General features: G+C 68.6%; 19 protein-coding genes. 9 read left to right on the top strand and 10 right to left on the bottom strand.

Features of this window, described 5'->3' with window-relative positions; all coding sequences use genetic code 11:
* Positions 1 to 903: a TIGR03560 family F420-dependent LLM class oxidoreductase gene (locus OHA10_RS07365; protein ID WP_371405410.1), complete on the top strand. Its 903-nt coding sequence runs from the start codon at positions 1 to 3 to the stop codon at positions 901 to 903.
* Here the strand turns inward: OHA10_RS07365 and OHA10_RS07360 are convergent.
* From OHA10_RS07360 to OHA10_RS07345, 4 genes are all read right to left on the bottom strand, one after another.
* Positions 889 to 1,635 carry an endonuclease/exonuclease/phosphatase family protein gene (locus OHA10_RS07360; RefSeq protein ID WP_371405409.1) on the bottom strand — a complete coding sequence of 249 codons (747 nt, stop codon included), beginning with the start codon at positions 1,633 to 1,635 and terminating at the stop codon, positions 889 to 891. The two genes, OHA10_RS07365 and OHA10_RS07360, sit on opposite strands and share 15 nt — an antisense overlap.
* Positions 1,632 to 2,597 (bottom strand): tryptophan--tRNA ligase, encoded by a 966-nt coding sequence (gene trpS / locus OHA10_RS07355; RefSeq protein WP_371405408.1) that lies wholly within the window; start codon positions 2,595 to 2,597, stop codon positions 1,632 to 1,634. The genes OHA10_RS07360 and trpS overlap by 4 nt, the downstream gene beginning before the upstream one ends.
* Positions 2,598 to 2,749: 152 nt before the next feature.
* Positions 2,750 to 3,529, bottom strand: a complete 780-nt coding sequence (locus OHA10_RS07350; protein ID WP_371405407.1) for a hypothetical protein — start codon at positions 3,527 to 3,529, stop codon at positions 2,750 to 2,752.
* 247 nt (positions 3,530 to 3,776) lie between these two features.
* On the bottom strand, positions 3,777 to 3,908 hold the full coding sequence (locus OHA10_RS07345) for a hypothetical protein (RefSeq protein ID WP_371405406.1): 132 nt from the start codon (positions 3,906 to 3,908) through the stop codon (positions 3,777 to 3,779).
* Positions 3,909 to 4,022: 114 nt separating this feature from the next.
* Between OHA10_RS07345 and OHA10_RS07340 the strand changes: the two genes are divergently transcribed.
* Positions 4,023 to 5,198: an acetoin utilization protein AcuC gene (locus tag OHA10_RS07340; protein ID WP_371405405.1), complete on the top strand. Its 1,176-nt coding sequence runs from the start codon at positions 4,023 to 4,025 to the stop codon at positions 5,196 to 5,198.
* 118 nt (positions 5,199 to 5,316) lie between these two features.
* A complete protein-coding gene (locus tag OHA10_RS07335) occupies positions 5,317 to 5,532 on the top strand; it encodes a helix-turn-helix domain-containing protein (RefSeq protein WP_012923942.1) in 216 nt (71 codons plus the stop codon).
* Between the two features lie 59 nt (positions 5,533 to 5,591).
* Here the strand turns inward: OHA10_RS07335 and OHA10_RS07330 are convergent, their stop codons facing one another.
* Entirely contained in the window at positions 5,592 to 6,074 is a 483-nt protein-coding gene (locus tag OHA10_RS07330) for a MarR family winged helix-turn-helix transcriptional regulator (RefSeq protein ID WP_371405404.1), read from the bottom strand.
* Between the two features lie 64 nt (positions 6,075 to 6,138).
* Between OHA10_RS07330 and OHA10_RS07325 the strand changes: the two genes are divergently transcribed.
* A complete protein-coding gene (locus OHA10_RS07325) occupies positions 6,139 to 7,398 on the top strand; it encodes an amidohydrolase family protein (protein ID WP_371405403.1) in 1,260 nt (419 codons plus the stop codon).
* Here OHA10_RS07325 and OHA10_RS07320 read toward each other — a convergent pair.
* Complete coding sequence (locus tag OHA10_RS07320; protein WP_371405402.1) at positions 7,364 to 8,215, bottom strand: alpha/beta fold hydrolase; 852 nt, start codon at positions 8,213 to 8,215, stop codon at positions 7,364 to 7,366. The genes OHA10_RS07325 and OHA10_RS07320 overlap by 35 nt on opposite strands.
* 56 nt (positions 8,216 to 8,271) lie before the next feature.
* On the opposite strand from OHA10_RS07320, the gene OHA10_RS07315 reads away from it, so the two are divergent.
* Complete coding sequence (locus OHA10_RS07315; RefSeq protein WP_371405401.1) at positions 8,272 to 10,068, top strand: BTAD domain-containing putative transcriptional regulator; 1,797 nt, start codon at positions 8,272 to 8,274, stop codon at positions 10,066 to 10,068.
* Here OHA10_RS07315 and OHA10_RS07310 read toward each other — a convergent pair.
* Complete coding sequence (locus OHA10_RS07310; RefSeq protein WP_371405400.1) at positions 10,065 to 10,280, bottom strand: hypothetical protein; 216 nt, start codon at positions 10,278 to 10,280, stop codon at positions 10,065 to 10,067. The two genes, OHA10_RS07315 and OHA10_RS07310, sit on opposite strands and share 4 nt — an antisense overlap.
* A gap of 104 nt (positions 10,281 to 10,384) precedes the next feature.
* On the opposite strand from OHA10_RS07310, the gene OHA10_RS07305 reads away from it, so the two are divergent.
* Positions 10,385 to 10,558, top strand: coding sequence for a hypothetical protein (locus OHA10_RS07305; protein ID WP_371405399.1), 174 nt, complete (start codon positions 10,385 to 10,387; stop codon positions 10,556 to 10,558).
* Here OHA10_RS07305 and OHA10_RS07300 read toward each other — a convergent pair.
* Complete coding sequence (locus OHA10_RS07300) at positions 10,555 to 11,214, bottom strand: class I SAM-dependent methyltransferase (protein ID WP_371405398.1); 660 nt, start codon at positions 11,212 to 11,214, stop codon at positions 10,555 to 10,557. The genes OHA10_RS07305 and OHA10_RS07300 overlap by 4 nt on opposite strands.
* A 111-nt stretch (positions 11,215 to 11,325) precedes the next feature.
* Between OHA10_RS07300 and OHA10_RS07295 the strand changes: the two genes are divergently transcribed.
* The 3 genes from OHA10_RS07295 to OHA10_RS07285 are packed head-to-tail and all read left to right on the top strand — an operon-like array spanning position 11,326 to position 13,657.
* Complete coding sequence (locus OHA10_RS07295) at positions 11,326 to 11,427, top strand: 30S ribosomal protein bS22 (RefSeq protein WP_008356322.1); 102 nt, start codon at positions 11,326 to 11,328, stop codon at positions 11,425 to 11,427.
* A gap of 60 nt (positions 11,428 to 11,487) precedes the next feature.
* Positions 11,488 to 12,480, top strand: a complete 993-nt coding sequence (locus OHA10_RS07290) for an NAD-dependent epimerase/dehydratase family protein (RefSeq protein ID WP_371407909.1) — start codon at positions 11,488 to 11,490, stop codon at positions 12,478 to 12,480.
* Positions 12,473 to 13,657, top strand: a complete 1,185-nt coding sequence (locus tag OHA10_RS07285) for a lysophospholipid acyltransferase family protein (RefSeq protein WP_371405397.1) — start codon at positions 12,473 to 12,475, stop codon at positions 13,655 to 13,657. Before OHA10_RS07290 ends, OHA10_RS07285 begins: the two co-directional genes overlap by 8 nt.
* 67 nt (positions 13,658 to 13,724) lie before the next feature.
* Here the strand turns inward: OHA10_RS07285 and OHA10_RS07280 are convergent, their stop codons facing one another.
* Positions 13,725 to 14,939, bottom strand: coding sequence for a DUF5667 domain-containing protein (locus tag OHA10_RS07280; RefSeq protein ID WP_371405396.1), 1,215 nt, complete (start codon positions 14,937 to 14,939; stop codon positions 13,725 to 13,727).
* A gap of 106 nt (positions 14,940 to 15,045) precedes the next feature.
* Positions 15,046 to 15,588 (bottom strand): sigma-70 family RNA polymerase sigma factor, encoded by a 543-nt coding sequence (locus OHA10_RS07275; protein ID WP_130384882.1) that lies wholly within the window; start codon positions 15,586 to 15,588, stop codon positions 15,046 to 15,048.
* Positions 15,589 to 15,796 lie beyond the last annotated feature (208 nt).

The following is a 15,796-nucleotide window of genomic DNA, read 5'->3' as shown; positions in this document are numbered from 1 at the left end:
ATGGACTTCTCTCTGTGGCCCGCAGCCTCCCGGACCTGGAACGGCGTACTCGAAGGTGCCGAGTACGCCGAACGCACCGGGTGGCACGGCGTTTGGATAGCTGATCACTTCATGCAGAACGGCGACGACCTGACCGTCCCGGTCAACGAGGCTCTCGCGCTGCTGGCCGGCATCGCCGCGCGCACCTCGCGGGTGCGGGTCGGTTCGATGGTGCTCGGCAATACCTATCGGCACCCGGCCGTGGTCGCGAACGCGGCCGCGACGATCGACCAGATCGCGAACGGGCGGTTCGTGCTCGGGATCGGCGCGGGCTGGCAGGTCAACGAGCACGAGGTGTACGGCATCGAGCTGCCGGCGATCGGTCCGCGGCTGAAGCGGTTCGAGGAAGCGTGCCAGGTCATCAAGGGCCTGCTGACGCAGGAGCGGACGACGTTCGACGGGAAGTACTACCAGCTCACCGATGCGCCGTGTGAGCCGAAGCCGGCGCACCTCCCGATCCTGATCGGCGCGTCGGGCGAGAAGGTTGCCCTGGGCATCGTTGCGAAGTACGCCGACGAGTGGAACCACTGGGGCCGGCCGGACCTGGCGGCCGCGAAGGGCGCAGTGTTTGCCCGGCACTGTGAAGAAAACGGCCGGGATCCGCAAACGGTGCGGCGGTCGGCGCAGACGTTCCTGGAGGTCGTCGTACCGGGGGACACCGAGGCGATCGAGCGTAAGCAAAGGCTGGAGAGCAACGGTGCGCACGTGATCATGGGCTCGGCGCAGGAGGTGCTCGACGTGGTCGCGCAGTACCCGGCGGCCGGGATCGACGAGCTGCTCGTGCCGGACGCGTTCCTCGGCGACGGTAACCGCCGCTTCGACGCGCTCGAGCGACTCCGCGAGGAAGTGCTACAGAAGCTCTAGCGTCGCGACCACGGGCCAGTGGTCGCTGGGTACGCGCCCGTCCGGGCGGTAGTGCGAGACGGCCGCGTCGGTCACCGTCCACGTCGGCGTGACGAGGATGTGGTCGATGCGGTCGTCGTCCACCACGCCGCTGAAGTCGTGCCAGCTGCCACCGGCTTCGAGCGGTACGGCGAGGGACAGGCCGGACTCGACCAGCGACTTCACCGGCGGCGAGTCAGGCGTGGCGTTGAGGTCGCCCATCACGATCCACGGCAGCGATCCACTGATCCAGCGGGCGATCAGCCGCGACGACTGCAGTTGCGCGACCTCGCCGGCATGGTCGTAGTGCGTGTTCACGACGCCGACCGTCGTACCGTTGCGGTGCCGCAGCCAGACCAGGGTCGCGATCCGGGTCAGGTCCGCGTCCCAGCCGACCGATCCCGGCGTGCTCGGATCGTCGGACAGCCAGCGGGTCTCGTGCTTCTCGATCCGCCAGTCGCCGGGCCGGACCAGGACCACGGAGTGCTCGCCCGCACTCATCCCGTCGTCCCGGCCGGCGCCGACGATCTCGTACTTCGGGAACCGCCAGCGCAGGTACTCGAGCTGGTCGGGCAGCACTTCCTGCAGCCCGACCACGTCCGCGTCCAGGTGCTCGATCGCCGCCACGGTCGCTTTCCGCCGTACCGGCCAGGCGTTGTCGCCGTCCGGTGCGGAGGAGTTGCGGATGTTGAAGGTGGCGGCACGGAGCTTCATGGAGTCGATCCTGCCAAACCCATAGCTCGCGTCGCAGCCTGGAGTCGGGGAGTGCTCGCGTCGATCGCCCGGTCGCGGCCTTGCGCGAGCAGGTGGTCGATCGCTCCCGGGTCGGTCGTCAGCCGCGCGTACTCCTTCTGCAGCGGGTCGATCACCGCGAGGACAGCGTCCGCGACATCCTGCTTGAGGGCGCCGTACGACGGATAGGACTTCGCCAGCTCGACCGGGTCGCCGTCGGTGCACGCGGCCAGGATGTCGAGCAGATTGGTGACGCCCGGCTTGTTCGCCTCGTCGTGCCGGACCTCGTTCTCCGAGTCCGTGACCGCACGCATGATCTGCCGGCGGATCACGTCCGGCGGGTCGAGCAGCCGGATCGTTCCGATCGCGTCGTCGGCGGCGGACTTGCTCATCTTCGCGGCCGGGTTGGCCAGGTCCTTGACCCGGGTCGCCAGCGCGGCCTTGTTCAGCTGCGGTACGACGAACGTCTCGCCGTACTCGCGGTTGAAGCGGATCGCGATGTCCCGCGCGAGCTCGACATGCTGGTCCTGGTCGCCGCCGACCGGGACCCGCTCCGCGCCGTACAGCAGGATGTCCGCGGCCATCAGGCACGGGTACGTGAACAGCGACGCCCGCGTCATCGGGCGGTTGCCCTTCTCCTTGTACTGGATCATCCGCGACAGCTCGCCGACGTACGACGTGCACTCGAGCAGGTACGCGAGCTGTGCGTGCGTGGGTACGTCGGACTGGATGAAGACCGTGCCCTCGGGGACGCCGGCCGCGAGCATCAGCGTCGCGAACTCACGGGTCAGCGCGGCGAGTCTTCGGGGATCGTGTTTGGTCGTCATCGCGTGCAGGTTCGCGACGAAGTAGAAACCGTCCGGATCGGTGAACCGGCGCAGCGCGCCGAGGTGGTTGCCGAGCGTCAGCCGGCCGGACGGGGTGATGCCGGAAAGCGAGGTCATGATCGTGCCCTTCGGTGTGTGAGGCCCCACCGAGGACACGAAAAAGGCCGCCTCGGAGAGGCGGCCTTGGTGGCTGCGTGCGAACACGCCGGGTGGACCGCCCTAGGCGGCCCACCACAGCTGCAAGTTCGTGTTCACGGAACGAGAATACCTCATCGCGCGGTCAACGACTGGACGATCAATTCGTTCCGGGCGTCCTGACCCAACGGCACCGACGGGTGTACGCCGTCGCGCAGGTAGTTCAGCAACCGGTACGGCTTGACCCACAACCACTCGGCCCAGCGGATGATCCGCAGGTTCGAGTACCTCTCCTGGGCGTCGTACATCTGCATGTTGAGCCACGAGCTGTTGCGCTGGTCGGCGAGCTGCATCGTCGCGCCCACGCTCTTGCGGACAGCCTGGATGTTGACCCAGTACACGGTCCGGTTGCGGCCGACGATGCTCATCGCGCGGTCGAGCTGGGCGGCGAACTTCGGCGGGTCGAAGATGTCGTTCGAACCGCTGGCCATCAGGACCCGTCGCGGCAGGCCGTACGCCGCCGCCCACTGCTGCAGCGCGTCGACGGCGCCGGACGTCGGCCGGCTGGACCAGTTGTTCACGGCCATCTGGCTGCCGTCGCGGCCGAGCAGCCGGGTCGCGAGCGACTTCCCGTCCTGGACCGAGATGCTGTCGCCGAACATGAACACGCCGTCGGTGTCGAGGACGCGATGGATCTGCGCGGTGGTCGAGATGGCCCGGGTGCCGTTCGCCCAGGAGCCGAGCACGCCCGAGCCGTACGGGCCGGTGGTCGTGGTGGCGGTGGCTGCGAAGCCGTCGAAGTTGTCGGTGGCAGAGGTGGACGCCGTGGCGGCGGATGCGGTTTCGGTCGAGACGGCCACAGTCACGGCGGCTGCCGCTCCGACTGTGAAGATCTGCCGCCGGTTGGGTTTCATTTGCCTCACGGGAGGTACTGTGCGGCCTGCTCCGTGGCACCCGCAAGTCCGAATCTCACTGTCCGCAGTCGAATCACACCGGAAACGGCCCGGAGATCGCCCTTTCGAGCGCTTACTCAGGCGTAGATCTGCAGGAACCTGCAAATTCTGTAACGCTTTGCAGTCCGCTGCCGATGAATCGACTGTTGGACCACTGACGAGCCGGCGCAACCAGGGAGGGGTGTTGCGTCGGCTCGTCTTTCTTGGCTCAGGTTCCGGTCGTGAGCTCCTCGATCAGAGGGCCGGCAACAGCCGTCAGTTCCTCCGGCGACGCATCCAGTCCGTCCAGCCGGACCAGGTGCCGGCTGATCACCAGCCCGAGCGTCAACGCCCCGATCACCCCGGCTCGGCAAGTCCCCCTGATGACCGTCTTCCATGCCGGCGGCGGCGCTTTCCGCCTGAACGGAAGATTCGGGAAACCCATGCCGAGGAGCTGACGGTTAAGGTCGAGGGCATGAGCGGTGAGGCGATGCTGGTCTTCGACGAGGGGCTGACGGCGTACGACTTCGGCCGTGGGCACCCGATGAGTCCGATCCGGGTCGAGCTGACGATCAAGCTCGCGCGGGCGCTCGGCGTCCTCGACGAGCTGAAGGTCGTGCCCGCGCCGACGGCGGACGATGCGCTGCTCGAGACCGTGCACACCCCGGAGTACGTCGCCGCGGTGAAGAGCGCCGGGGATCACCCCGACGAGGCCGATCCCGTGCACGGCCTCGGCACCTCCGACACGTACTGCTTCCCACGGATGCACGAGGTCTCGGCACAGATCGTCGGCGCCTCGGTCGAGGCGGCGCGGGCGGTCTGGGAGGGCGACGTACTGCACGCCGCGAACATCGCCGGCGGTCTGCATCACGCGATGCCCAACCAGGCCAGCGGTTTCTGTGTGTACAACGACCCGGCGATCGCGATCCAGTGGCTGCTCGACCACGGCGCCGAGCGGGTCGCGTACGTCGACGTGGACGTGCATCACGGTGACGGCGTACAGGCCGTGTTCTACGACGATCCGCGGGTGCTGACCGTCAGCCTGCACGAGTCGCCGACCACGCTCTTCCCAGGGACGGGCAGCCCGGGCGAGACCGGTGGACCGGGAGCCGAGGGTACGGCGGTCAACGTCGCGCTGCCGCCGGGGACCGGGGATGCGGGCTGGTTGCGGGCGTTCCATGCGATCGTCCCGGAGGTGGTGAAGGCGTTCCGGCCGAGCGTGCTGGTGACGCAGCACGGGTGCGATTCGCACGTCGAGGATCCGCTGGCCCATCTGACGAAGACGATCGACGGACAGCGGGCGGCGTACGCAGCGTTGCACGACCTCGCACACGAGGTGGCGGACGGGAAATGGGTCGCGACCGGCGGCGGTGGCTACGCGATCATCGACGTCGTGCCGCGGGCCTGGACGCATCTGCTGGCGATCGTCGCGGGTAACCCGATCGACCCGCTGACGCCGGTGCCGGAGGGGTGGCGCGAGGAGGTCCAGATCCGGTTCGGCCGGGTGGCCCCGATGCGGATGACCGACGGCCAGGATGCGAAGTACGTGGACTGGTCGACGGGCTACAACCCGAACACCTGGCTCGACCGCTCGATCAAGGCGACCCGCGACGCGAGCTTCCCTTTGTTAGGTCTTGATACAACCTATTGAGTCACAGGAGTCCCCCTCTTTCCCATTCGTACCAACAGCCACTACGCTCGTTGCATGCACGGACGGAGGTGCCGGAGGGGAAGCCGGCGCACGATCCGTGCTGGAAGTGCGGTGCGCAATGGCATCAAAGAAGTCCGGTGGTGAGCAGCCGCTCGCCGAGGTGAAGTTCCTGACCGTGGCGGAAGTCGCCACGGCCATGCGCGTGTCCAAGATGACTGTGTACCGCTTGGTGCACTCCGGAGAGCTCCCCGCGGTGCGGGTAGGTCGTTCGTTCCGGGTGTCGGAGGACGCCGTGCACGACTACCTCAAAGGCGCCTTCTTCCAGGCCGGATAACAACGAGAGTCGAAGGGGCCGGATCCCACGTGGACCGGCCCCTTCGTCATGCCCGTTCGTCATGGTCTGAAGAGTGCTCGCAGCGCCTTGGCCGCCTGAGCGACGGTCTCGTCCGGCAGGTCCGCCCAGAGTTCGTGGTGCGCGGCCGAGCTCGCCTTCACCGCCTGCTCCGCGAGGCTGATCCCTTCCGGAGTCAGGCGGATCTGTGTGCCGCGTCCGTCGTCCGGGTCCGGTTCGCGGGTGACGAGGCCCCGGCGTACCAGCTGGTTGGTGACGTTGCTGGTGCCGCCCGAGGACAGCAGGAGGCTCCGGCTCAGGTCGGACGGCTTCTGCCGGTACGGCGTGCCGCCCCGGCGCAGCGAGACGATCACGTCGAACTCCGCGGTGGTCAGGCCGAGGTCGCGCAGTACGCGCCGGGTCGACTCGTTCAGCTCGCCGGCCAGCACCATGATCCGCTTGGCCAGCTCGCTGGTCGGGTGCAGGACCTCGGGCAGTTCCTGCTGCCAGGACGCGATCAGCTGGTCCACCGGGTCGTCGTTCACGGTTGACAGTCTAAATCCCTTTGGTGATAGCTTTTAAGAAAGCTTTCTAGTGAGGGAGATGCTGGTGAGGTTGTTGCTCGAGGGTGGGACCGTGATCGACACCTTCCCGGAGGTGGTCGTCCGGCGGGGGACCGACGTACTGATCGAGGACGGTCGGATCGCGGCCGTCGGGCCGGGGTTGTCGGTGGACGCCGAGGTGATCGACGCGAGTGAGCGGATCGTGCTGCCTGGCTTCGTGGACACGCATCGGCATCTGTGGCAGACGGCGCTGCGCGGGATCACGGTCGACGACGGCCTCGGGACCTACTTCGAGCGGGTGCTCGGTGCGTACGGGTCCCGGTTCCGCGCCGAAGATGTTGCGGCAGGCAACCTTGTCGGTGCGCTGGAATGTCTCGATGCCGGCATCACCACGGTGCAGGACTACTCGCATGTGCAGCGCACGCCCGCGCATGCCGACGCGGCTCTGGATGCGTTGGAGCGCAGCGGGATCCGGGCGGTCTTCGGCTACGGCCCCTCGCCGCTCGGCGGTGGTGCTGTCGACGCGGGCGAGATGCGGCGCATCATGTCACGGCAGTCCGACCGGCTCGGCCTTGCTGTGGCCGCGATCGGGCCTTCGTTCGCGCCGTTCGAGACTGTCCGGGCGGACTGGGAGCTCGCGGACTCGTTGGGCGTGCCCGTGGTGGTGCACATCAGCAGCAGTTCTCGGACGCCGGATCCGATCACGCAACTCCGCAACGCCGGCCTGGCGCGGCCGAACACGCTGTACGTGCACGGCAACAACCTGCCTGACGCCGAGTTGAAGGTGATCGCCGAGACCGGTGCGGCCGTGTCGATCACGCCGACGGTCGAGGCGCGGATGGAGATGGGCCGGCCGCTCGCCGGTCGGCTCCGCGCGGCCGGGGTCGACTTCAGTCTCGGGATCGACGTCGTGACCACCTCGGGCGGAGACATGTTCCGCGCGATGCACGAGGTGCTTGCCCTTGGTTACCAGGCGTTCTCCGCCGCGGACGTGCTGCAGCTGGCGACGCTCGGTGGTGCTCGCGCGCTCGGGCTGGCCGATGTCGGGTCGCTTGCTGTTGGCAACAAGGCCGATGTCGTCCTGGTGCGCAGTACGGACATCAATCTGGTCGGCGGGCTGCATGATCCGGTCGCGACGGTGGTGACCGCAGCGCATCCCGGCAACGTGGACACGGTCCTCGTCGGAGGTACGCCGGTGAAGCGCCACGGTCACCTGGTCAGTACGTCGTTGGATCAGGCGCTCGGCGCGCTGGCCGAGTCGACGGCGTACCTCACCGCTCGAGGAGTGCGCGGATCGCAGCACTGATCTCGTCCGGTGCCTCCTCGGCCATGAAGTGGCCGGCGGTGGTGGTCCGGTGATGGAGGTCGGTCGCCCAGGCCTTCCAGCGAGCGGCGGCGTCGAAGCCCAGCGCGGCGCCCCAGTCCTGCTGGATCACCGTCACCGGCATCCGCAGCTTGTTGCCTTGAGCAAGATCCTCCGAGTCGTGCGTGACGTCGATCGTCGCCGAGGCTCGATAGTCCGCCACGATCGACGGCACGGCCCGCCGCGAAGCCTCCAGGTAGACGGCTCGCACCTCGGGCGGGATCGCCGCGGGATCCTTGGCCCAGAGATCCAGGAAGTACCCGAAGAACTCGTCGGAGGAGGCCGCGATCATCCGCTCCGGCAAACCGGTCGGCTGTGCCATCAGATACAGATGGAACCCTACGGCCGCACTCGTCCCGTGCAGCACCTCCCACATGTCCAGCGTCGGCAACACGTCCAGACACATCAGCTGGGACACCACGTCCGGATGATCAAGCCCCGCCCGGAACGCCACCAACGCACCCCGGTCATGGCCCACCAACGCAAACCTCGAATGCCCCAACTCCCGGGCCACCCCGACAACATCCGCCGCCATCGTCCGCTTCGAGTAGTCCCCGTCCGGCTTGTCACTCTCGCCGTACCCGCGCAGATCCGGACAGATCACGGTGTGCTCACCCGCCAACTCGCGAGCCACCTTCCGCCACATCAGATGCGTCTGCGGAAACCCGTGCAGCAGGACAACCGGCGTCCCGGACCCGGCGACGGCGACGTTCAGTGTCACGTCGTTCGCGTGGACGCGGTGATAGTCGAATTCGTTCACGCCGGTCAGCCTGCTGGATGCCGATGAGCGTTCGATGAGCACGCTACGGTGGCTGGGTGGAGTTCGGGGTGCTTGGGCCGGTCGAGGCCTGGGACGGGGAGCCGGTTGATCTGAGGGGACCTCGGCATCGGGCGGTGTTGGGGCGGTTGATCGTGGCGCGAGGGCGGGTCGTGCCGGCGCGGGTGCTGGTGGACGACCTGTGGGCGGATCCGCCGGCGGGGGCGTTGAGCGCCTTGCGGACGTTTGTGGCGGCGTTGAGGCGGGCGATCGAGCCGGATCGGGTGCCGCGGACACCTGCCAGGTTGCTGGTGACGGAAGGGCCTGGTTACGCGTTGCGGACCGAGGCCGTGGATGCGTGGCGGTTCGAGGCGGCGGTGCAGGCGTCGTTGCCGCCGGGGGAGTTGTTGCCGGAACTGCTTGCAGGACTGGCGTTGTGGCGCGGCCCGGCGTACGCGGAGTTCGCGGATGAAGCGTGGGCGCTGGCCGAGCGGTCGAGGCTGAACGAGCTGCGGCTGCGGGCGGTTGAGCGGGTCGGGGAGGCGCGGCTGGCGCTGGGGCTCGCCTCGGAGGCGGTGCCTGACCTGGACGCACACGTGACCGAGCATCCGTGGCGCGAGGACGCGTGGCGGCTGCTGGCGTTGGCCTTGTATCGCGGCGAGCGCCAGGGCGACGCTCTCGCCGTACTGCGTCGCGCCCGGGAGACTCTGGTCGGGCAGCTCGGTGTTGATCCCGGCCCGGCGCTCAGCCGGTTGGAGACCGACATCCTCAACCAGGCAGCGCATCTGACCCCGGCCGGAACAGTGTGGGCGGAGACGGCGGCGGCGTACGACCGCGTGGTCGGCGGGAGCCGAGCCCGGATCGAGTCGACGGTCGGCCTGCTCCGCAACCTCGCGGTCACCGGTGGCGGTGGGTTGGAGGCGGCTCGTGGACATCGCCTCGCTGCCATCACCGCAGCCGAAGAGTTGGGCGACCCCGATCTGACGGCGCGAGTGATCGGCGCGTACGACGTACCGGCGATCTGGACGCGCTCTGATGACGAGGTGCAGGCTGCGGCGATCGTCGCGGCGGCCGAACGGGTCCTGCCGACGCAGGATCACCCGAGCATCCGCGCTCGACTGCTCGCCACCATCGCACTCGAGTCGCGTGGCTCGCGATCATCGCGTCCTCGCGAGGCGGCGCTCGAGGCTGAGGAGTTGGCGCGTGGTCTGGACGATCCGGCGCTGCTCGCATTCACACTCAACGGCGTCTTCATGCAGACCTGCTACCAAGCCGGCCTCGCCTCCGCACGCGACGCCATCGGCGCCGAGCTGGTCACGCTCTCGCAGCGCCACAACCTCTTTACTTACGAGGTTCTCGGCCATCTGATCCGGCTGCAGTCCGCCTGTGCGCGAGCCGACCACCCAGCCGCCGACGAACACGCCGCGGCCGCCGACGCGTTGGCTGCCCGCCACGAGCTTCCGCTCGTCTCCGTCTTCACCCGCTGGTACGCCGCGCTCCGCGACGACACTCCGGAGTCCTACCGCGCCGCCGCTGCCCTGCTCGACGGTGCAGGCATGCCCGGCCTGAGCGAAGGCCTTCTCCCGCTCGCGCTGGCCGCACATGCGATCCGCCACGACCAGCCGATCCCAGACGCTGATTACGGCCCGCACACCCCGTGGGTGAAGGGATCGCCGAACCCGCCGCCCGGGCTCCTACTCGAGACCTACTGGGCGCTGACCGCACACGCGGCCCGGCAGTCAGGCGACACGCAGCTGTTGGAGAAAGCACAGGCTGCTCTAGCTCCTGCAGCCGGTGAGCACGCGGCCGGTAGCGGCCTGCTCACGGTAGGTCCGGTGGCTGACTTCCTGCGCTAGAGGTCGTCCGGCGAGCCGCTCTCGGACTTCCGGTCAGCCTGCCGCCGCAGCTCGTGATGCGACTGGTGCGCGGTGGTCCGGTACGCCTCGTCGTACGCCGCCAGCGCGCCGGCCACCCCGGACCCGCGCCCACGCCGCTTCGCCCACGAGGCGAACCAGGTCAGCCCCGCGAGCACGACCACGAGTCCACCGACAAAGACGACGTACGCCATGCGACCACCGTACTGCGCCTTTCCCAGTGCCCTCCCAGGTTTCTTCCAGGACCGTCGCAGCGCGCGCCACCAGGATGGAACCACCAACCGGAAAGAGGCTCCCGATGCCGATCCGAATCCTCAAAACAGTTGCCGTAGGCACCATTGCCACCCTGGGCCTGGCCGCCGTCGCCTTCACCCCCGCCGCCTACGCAAGCTCCACCACGGCCACCGCCACCCCACACCTGGCCGTCCTCACCAAGCCGGTCACCGAGGTCACGGTCCGCAAAGCCGCCTAGGCTCGACGAGCGCGGAACGCCAACGCGTGCGGAACGTCGGGGCCGGTCGGCTCCTCGAACCGCTCGACCGTCAGGCCGGAGGCGATGATCGCGTTCAGGTACTCCGCCAACGGCATGTGCCGCATCCCGATCCGGCGACGGATGCCGTCCTCGGCCCACCACGGAGACTCGGTGTGCCAGCCGGACCGACGGTACGTCGGGTAGGCGGTCCGCCGGCCGTCCTCCTCGTACAGGACGTGCGGCCCGTTGAAGCAGGGGTGCACGCCGTACGCGACCAGCGCCCCGCCCGGGCGCAGCACCCGCGCCGCCTCGAGCAGCACCGCCCCGAAGTCGTCCACATCCGTCGAGATCCACATGGTGATCGCGGTGTCGAAGGACGCGTCGGCGAACGGAAGCGCGGCGGCGTCTCCGTGCACCAGCGGACCGTCGGTGCGGGTCCGGGCGAGGCCGAGCTGGTCCCTGGAGAAGTCGAGGCCGACGACGGTGCGCCCGCTGGCCCGGATCGATTCGAAGTTCCGCCCGGTGCCGCAGCCGATGTCGAGACAGGGCCCTGAACCGGGGCCGAGCAGCTCCAGCACGCCGGGCTGATGTGGCTCCGAACCCTCCACGAACCGCTGTTCGTACCAGTCCGCCAGACCGTCGTACCGAGCCCTCAAAACAACCTCCCCAGGTCACTCCCCAGCCTAGTCGTCGAGGCTGCTTTAGGTCGGGACAGTGACCTACGGGTAAGCTTTGCCGACGTTCTCTTTGAGTTTGGATGGTCAGACGTGGGTTCCGTAATCAAGAAGCGCCGCAAGCGTATGGCGAAGAAGAAGCACCGCAAGCTGCTGAAGAAGACGCGGGTGCAGCGCCGCAAGCTCGGCAAGTAGCCGGCAGGTACTGTTCGCCGCGCCCGGTCCGGCTGGGGGTAGCTCGTGGCACAGGTAGTGATGGTGACCGGCGTCTCGCGAGACGCCGGTGCTCGCTGTGCCCGCAGGCTGGCCGAAGATCCGGCGATCGGCACCGTGCTCGGGGTCGATGTGGTCCCGCCACGGGCCGAGCTCGGGCGGGTCCGGTTCGTCCGGGCCGACATCCGCAATCCCGTGATCGCGAAGGTGATCGCGGCCGAAGGCGTGGATACGGTCGTCCATACGGGCGTCGTGGCGACCCCGGGTAGCGCCGGTGGTCGTTCGTCGATGAAGGAGATCAACGTCATCGGCACCATGCAGCTGCTCGCCGCCTGCCAGAAGGCGTCCGGCGTGGCCAAGCTGGTGGTCAAGTCCTCGACCACGGTGTACGGCGCCGGGCCGCGCGATCCGGCCATGTTCACCGAGGAGATGGCGCCGCGCGCGATCCATCACCACGGGCTGAGCAAGGACGCCGTCGAGGTCGAGGGGTATGTGCGCGGTTTTGCCCGGCGCCGCCCCGATGTCTGCGTCACCACGCTCCGGATGGCGAACTGGATCGGCCCCAAGACCGATTCCCCCATCACACGGTACTTCGGCCTCCCCGTCGTGCCGACCGTTTTCGGGTACGACGCCCGCCTGCAGTTCCTGCACGAGGACGACGGCGTCGAGGCGATCCTGCGCGCGACCGTCGACGATCTTCCCGGGACCTTCAACCTGGCCGGTGACGGCATGCTCTCGCTGTCCCAGGCGATCCGCCGGCTCGGCCGGCCGACGCTCCGGCTGCCCTCTTTCACCGCGTCCAGCACGGCCGCCGCCGTACGGCGGGCCCGGCTCGCGGACTTCTCGCCGGACCAGATCACGTTCCTGACCTACGGGCGCGGCGTGGACACGACCCGGATGCGGACCGAGTTCGGATTCGAGCCGAAGTACACGACCGCGGAGGCGTTCGACGACTTCCGGGCCTCGCTCGGCGTCGGCGCGATGACGCGGGTGGCCGGCCTCCTCGGCGCGGGGCTGGGAGCGCTGCGTGGCTGACGCGGACGTGATCCCGATCGGCTCCGGCGGCCGCCCCGGCCGCGGGAGCGGACGCCGTACGACGCCGTCCGCCGCCGCCCGCGCACTCGCGGGTCCGGGCAAGAAGAAGAACAACCGCGGCGGCGACCAACCCGCCGACGGCACGGCCACCGGCCGTTCCGCTGCGGGGGCGGGCGGCGCATCCGCGGGGCGCGTCCGGGTGGACGACCCGCAGAGCTCGGCGGGTCACGGGGCGGATGAGGCGCACGCCGAGGCACTGGGGATCGTGCCCGATGTCGGTGGGCCGGATTTGTCCGAGCTCGACTTCGGGCGGCTGGAGCGGATGGTGCGGGAGCTGTTCGGTGAGGACGGCGAGCGCCGCGTCGCCGAGTGGCTGGCGTTCCTGCGCAGGCGGCTGAGCGGTGACTACGAGCTCGACGAGTTCGGGTACGACTCCGATCTGACCGACCAGGTGCTGCTGCCGATGCTGCGCCCGATGGTGGAGAAGTGGTTCCGCGTCGAGGTGCGCGGCATCGAGAACATCCCCACCGACGGCAGCGCGCTGATCGTCGCGAACCACTCCGGCACGATGCCGATCGACGGACTGGTGACCCAGGTCGTCGTCGCGGACCACACCGGCCGGCCGCTCCGCACGCTGGCGGCGGATCTGGTGTTCCAGACGCCGTTCGTCGGCGAGCTGTCCCGTAAGGGCGGCGCCACGCTGGCGAACAACGACGACGCCGAACGGCTGCTCCGCCAGGGCAACCTGGTCGGCGTCTGGCCCGAGGGGTTCAAGGGCCTCGGCAAGCCGTTCTCCGAGCGGTACAAGCTGCAGCGGTTCGGGCGGGGCGGGTTCGTCAGCGCCGCGATGCGCACCGGCGTACCGATCGTCCCGTGCTCGATCGTCGGCGCCGAGGAGATCTATCCGCTGGTCGGCAACATCGCCTCGCTGGCGCGCCTGCTCGGCGTCCCGTACATCCCGATCACGCCGTTCTTCCCGCTGCTCGGTCCGCTCGGCCTGATCCCGCTGCCGTCGAAGTGGCTGATCGAGTTCGGCGAGCCGATCCGCACCGACGAATTCCCGGACGGCGCCGCGGACGACCCGATGCTGGTCTTCAACGTCACCGACCAGGTCCGCGAAACGATCCAGCAGACTCTGTACACCCTGCTGATGCAACGCCGCAGCGTCTTCTTCTGAACCCGGACAGCAAGAAGCCCGGCACACGATCGGTGTGCCGGGCTTCTCTGCGTCTTACCTCCAGGTCCTACTTCCAGGGCGGAAGCAGGGTCTGGATGATCCCCGGAAGATCGATCAGGGGAGTCGTCGGGAACGGCCACGGCCAGGCCGGCGTGGACGGGGTGAGCGTCGAAGGCAGCACCGTGGGCGTCGTAGTCGGCGAGTTTGACGACGACGGCTTGGGTGGCGTCTTCAGGACCGTCGGAGGCGGAACCGTGGACTCCTCGACGATCGTGGTGTTCGGAATCTTGGTCGGCGCCGTGCTCGGCTGCAGCGTGGTCGACGCACCGGGTGTCGGGATCGTCGAGGACGCCTTGGTGCTCGTCCCCGGCTTGGTCGGGTCACTCGGCTCGCCGTTGCCGGGTGTGGTCCGGTTCGGCTTGCTGGTGGTGCCGCCGCCGGTGTTGGCCGACTTCGGCGCCGCGCACTTCGGGCAGGCCGCGGACGTGTGCTGCGCCAGCTGCTCGATCGTCGCCAGCGCCTCCACTCCGGACTTCAGCGACTCCGGCGGGAGTTTGGGCGCGAGCCCCACAAGAGCCTGGCGGGCGCTGGTGATGAAGGCCGTGATCGCGCTGATCGAACTCTCGTCGCCGTCCTGCTGGTACGACGCGACCAATCGGGACACACCCTTGCGGGACTGCGCCGAGAAGTCGTCCAGGGTCGCGTTGATCGTGCCCACCGAACCGCCGTTGCCGGCGAGCTCGCGGACTTCGGACAATCGGGTCATCGCGTGCTCGAGGTCGCGCCGGCCGCGTGAGTCGTCCCCGACGCTCACATTGGTCGACACGTTCTCGATGCTGCGCTTCATTCCGTACAAGGTGTCGCCGGGCATGGCCTGCTGGGCGGCGGCGGCAGAACCGATGCCACCTCCGAGCAGGACGAGCGCGGCGGTACTGGCCACGAGCCGGATCCTCCGGCCCTGTCGGCGGCGGATATCTGTCACGGACGCGCCAACGTCCTCGCGACCCGGCGGGTCGTCCGAGCTGTCCGGTGCGCTGCGCACCATCGTCGGAGTCGCAGTGGTCGCCGCGCGCGCCGCCGCCTGCTCCAGCAGACGGTGCCGCAACTCGGCGCTGAACTCCGGTCGCGGTGCAACTGCGCCGGCGGTCCTCAGCCGTCCGACCAGCTCCACAGCTTCCAGCAACTCGGGGTCATCGCTCAGTCGCGCGGAGTGACGGGGCCCGTGATCGACGGCGTGCGCGAATGACTCCGCGCGCGCTCGAGCCCTGTGTAGGTCACTCATGATGTTCGTTCTCCTCAATGGCCAGTCGGGGTCACCGACAGGTCCTCATGAAGAGGAACGAGGAAACTCGCTGACGGGTTACGAAAGACATTCGTTGTCATCCGCCTCACCTCAAGTCCTTGGGGATAACCTTCGCCAAGTGCCTCACGGCCCTCAGTTGCAGTTGCTTGACGGCGCCCTCTGACTTCTCGAGCGCCTTGGCCGTTTCCGCGATCGACAGGCCGGCGAAGAACCGCATCGTCAGGCAGTCGCGCTGCTCGTCGGGCAGACCCGCGACCGCGTCCCGCAGTACCTCTGCGGTGGCGGCGGCGAGCACATCGATCTCCGGACCCTCGGTCTGCCGGTCGTGGGTCTCGATCTCGTCGGTGACCACTTCCAGCCGGACCCGGCCGGACTTGTAGTGGTCGGTGATCAGGTTCCGGGCGATCGTCACCAGCCAGGCGCCGAAGTCCCGGCCCTGCCAGCGGAACGAGTCCAGCGCGCGCAGCGCCCGGACGAAGGTCTCGCTGGTCAGGTCCTCTGCGAGTGCCGACGAGGACACCCGCGCATAGATGTAGCGATAGACGGTGAGCGAGTACTCGTCGTACAGCTCTCCGAAGGCACCGACGTCCCCGGCCTGGGCGCGATCGACGAGCTCTGCACGTCTCATCCCGTCCGGGCTTGGCTCCGGCGTGGTCAAGTTTTCTCCCCGTTCAACTGACACGTCTTCTGACACATCCGCGAATGGCCACAGTGGCTGGGACAGGACAGAGCGTTACCGCTCGAACGCACACTGTCAACAGCCTGAGGCGTGCCGCCTTCCGTCCGGTCTGGTCGTCACGAATGCGCCAGCGGACTGCGTCCGTAGGTCGGAGCAG

Source organism: Kribbella sp. NBC_00662 (genome assembly GCF_041430295.1).
Classification (GTDB): Bacteria; Actinomycetota; Actinomycetes; order Propionibacteriales; family Kribbellaceae; genus Kribbella.
Note: the sequence above shows the minus strand (reverse complement) of the source record. Positions and strands in the feature narration are given on the sequence as shown.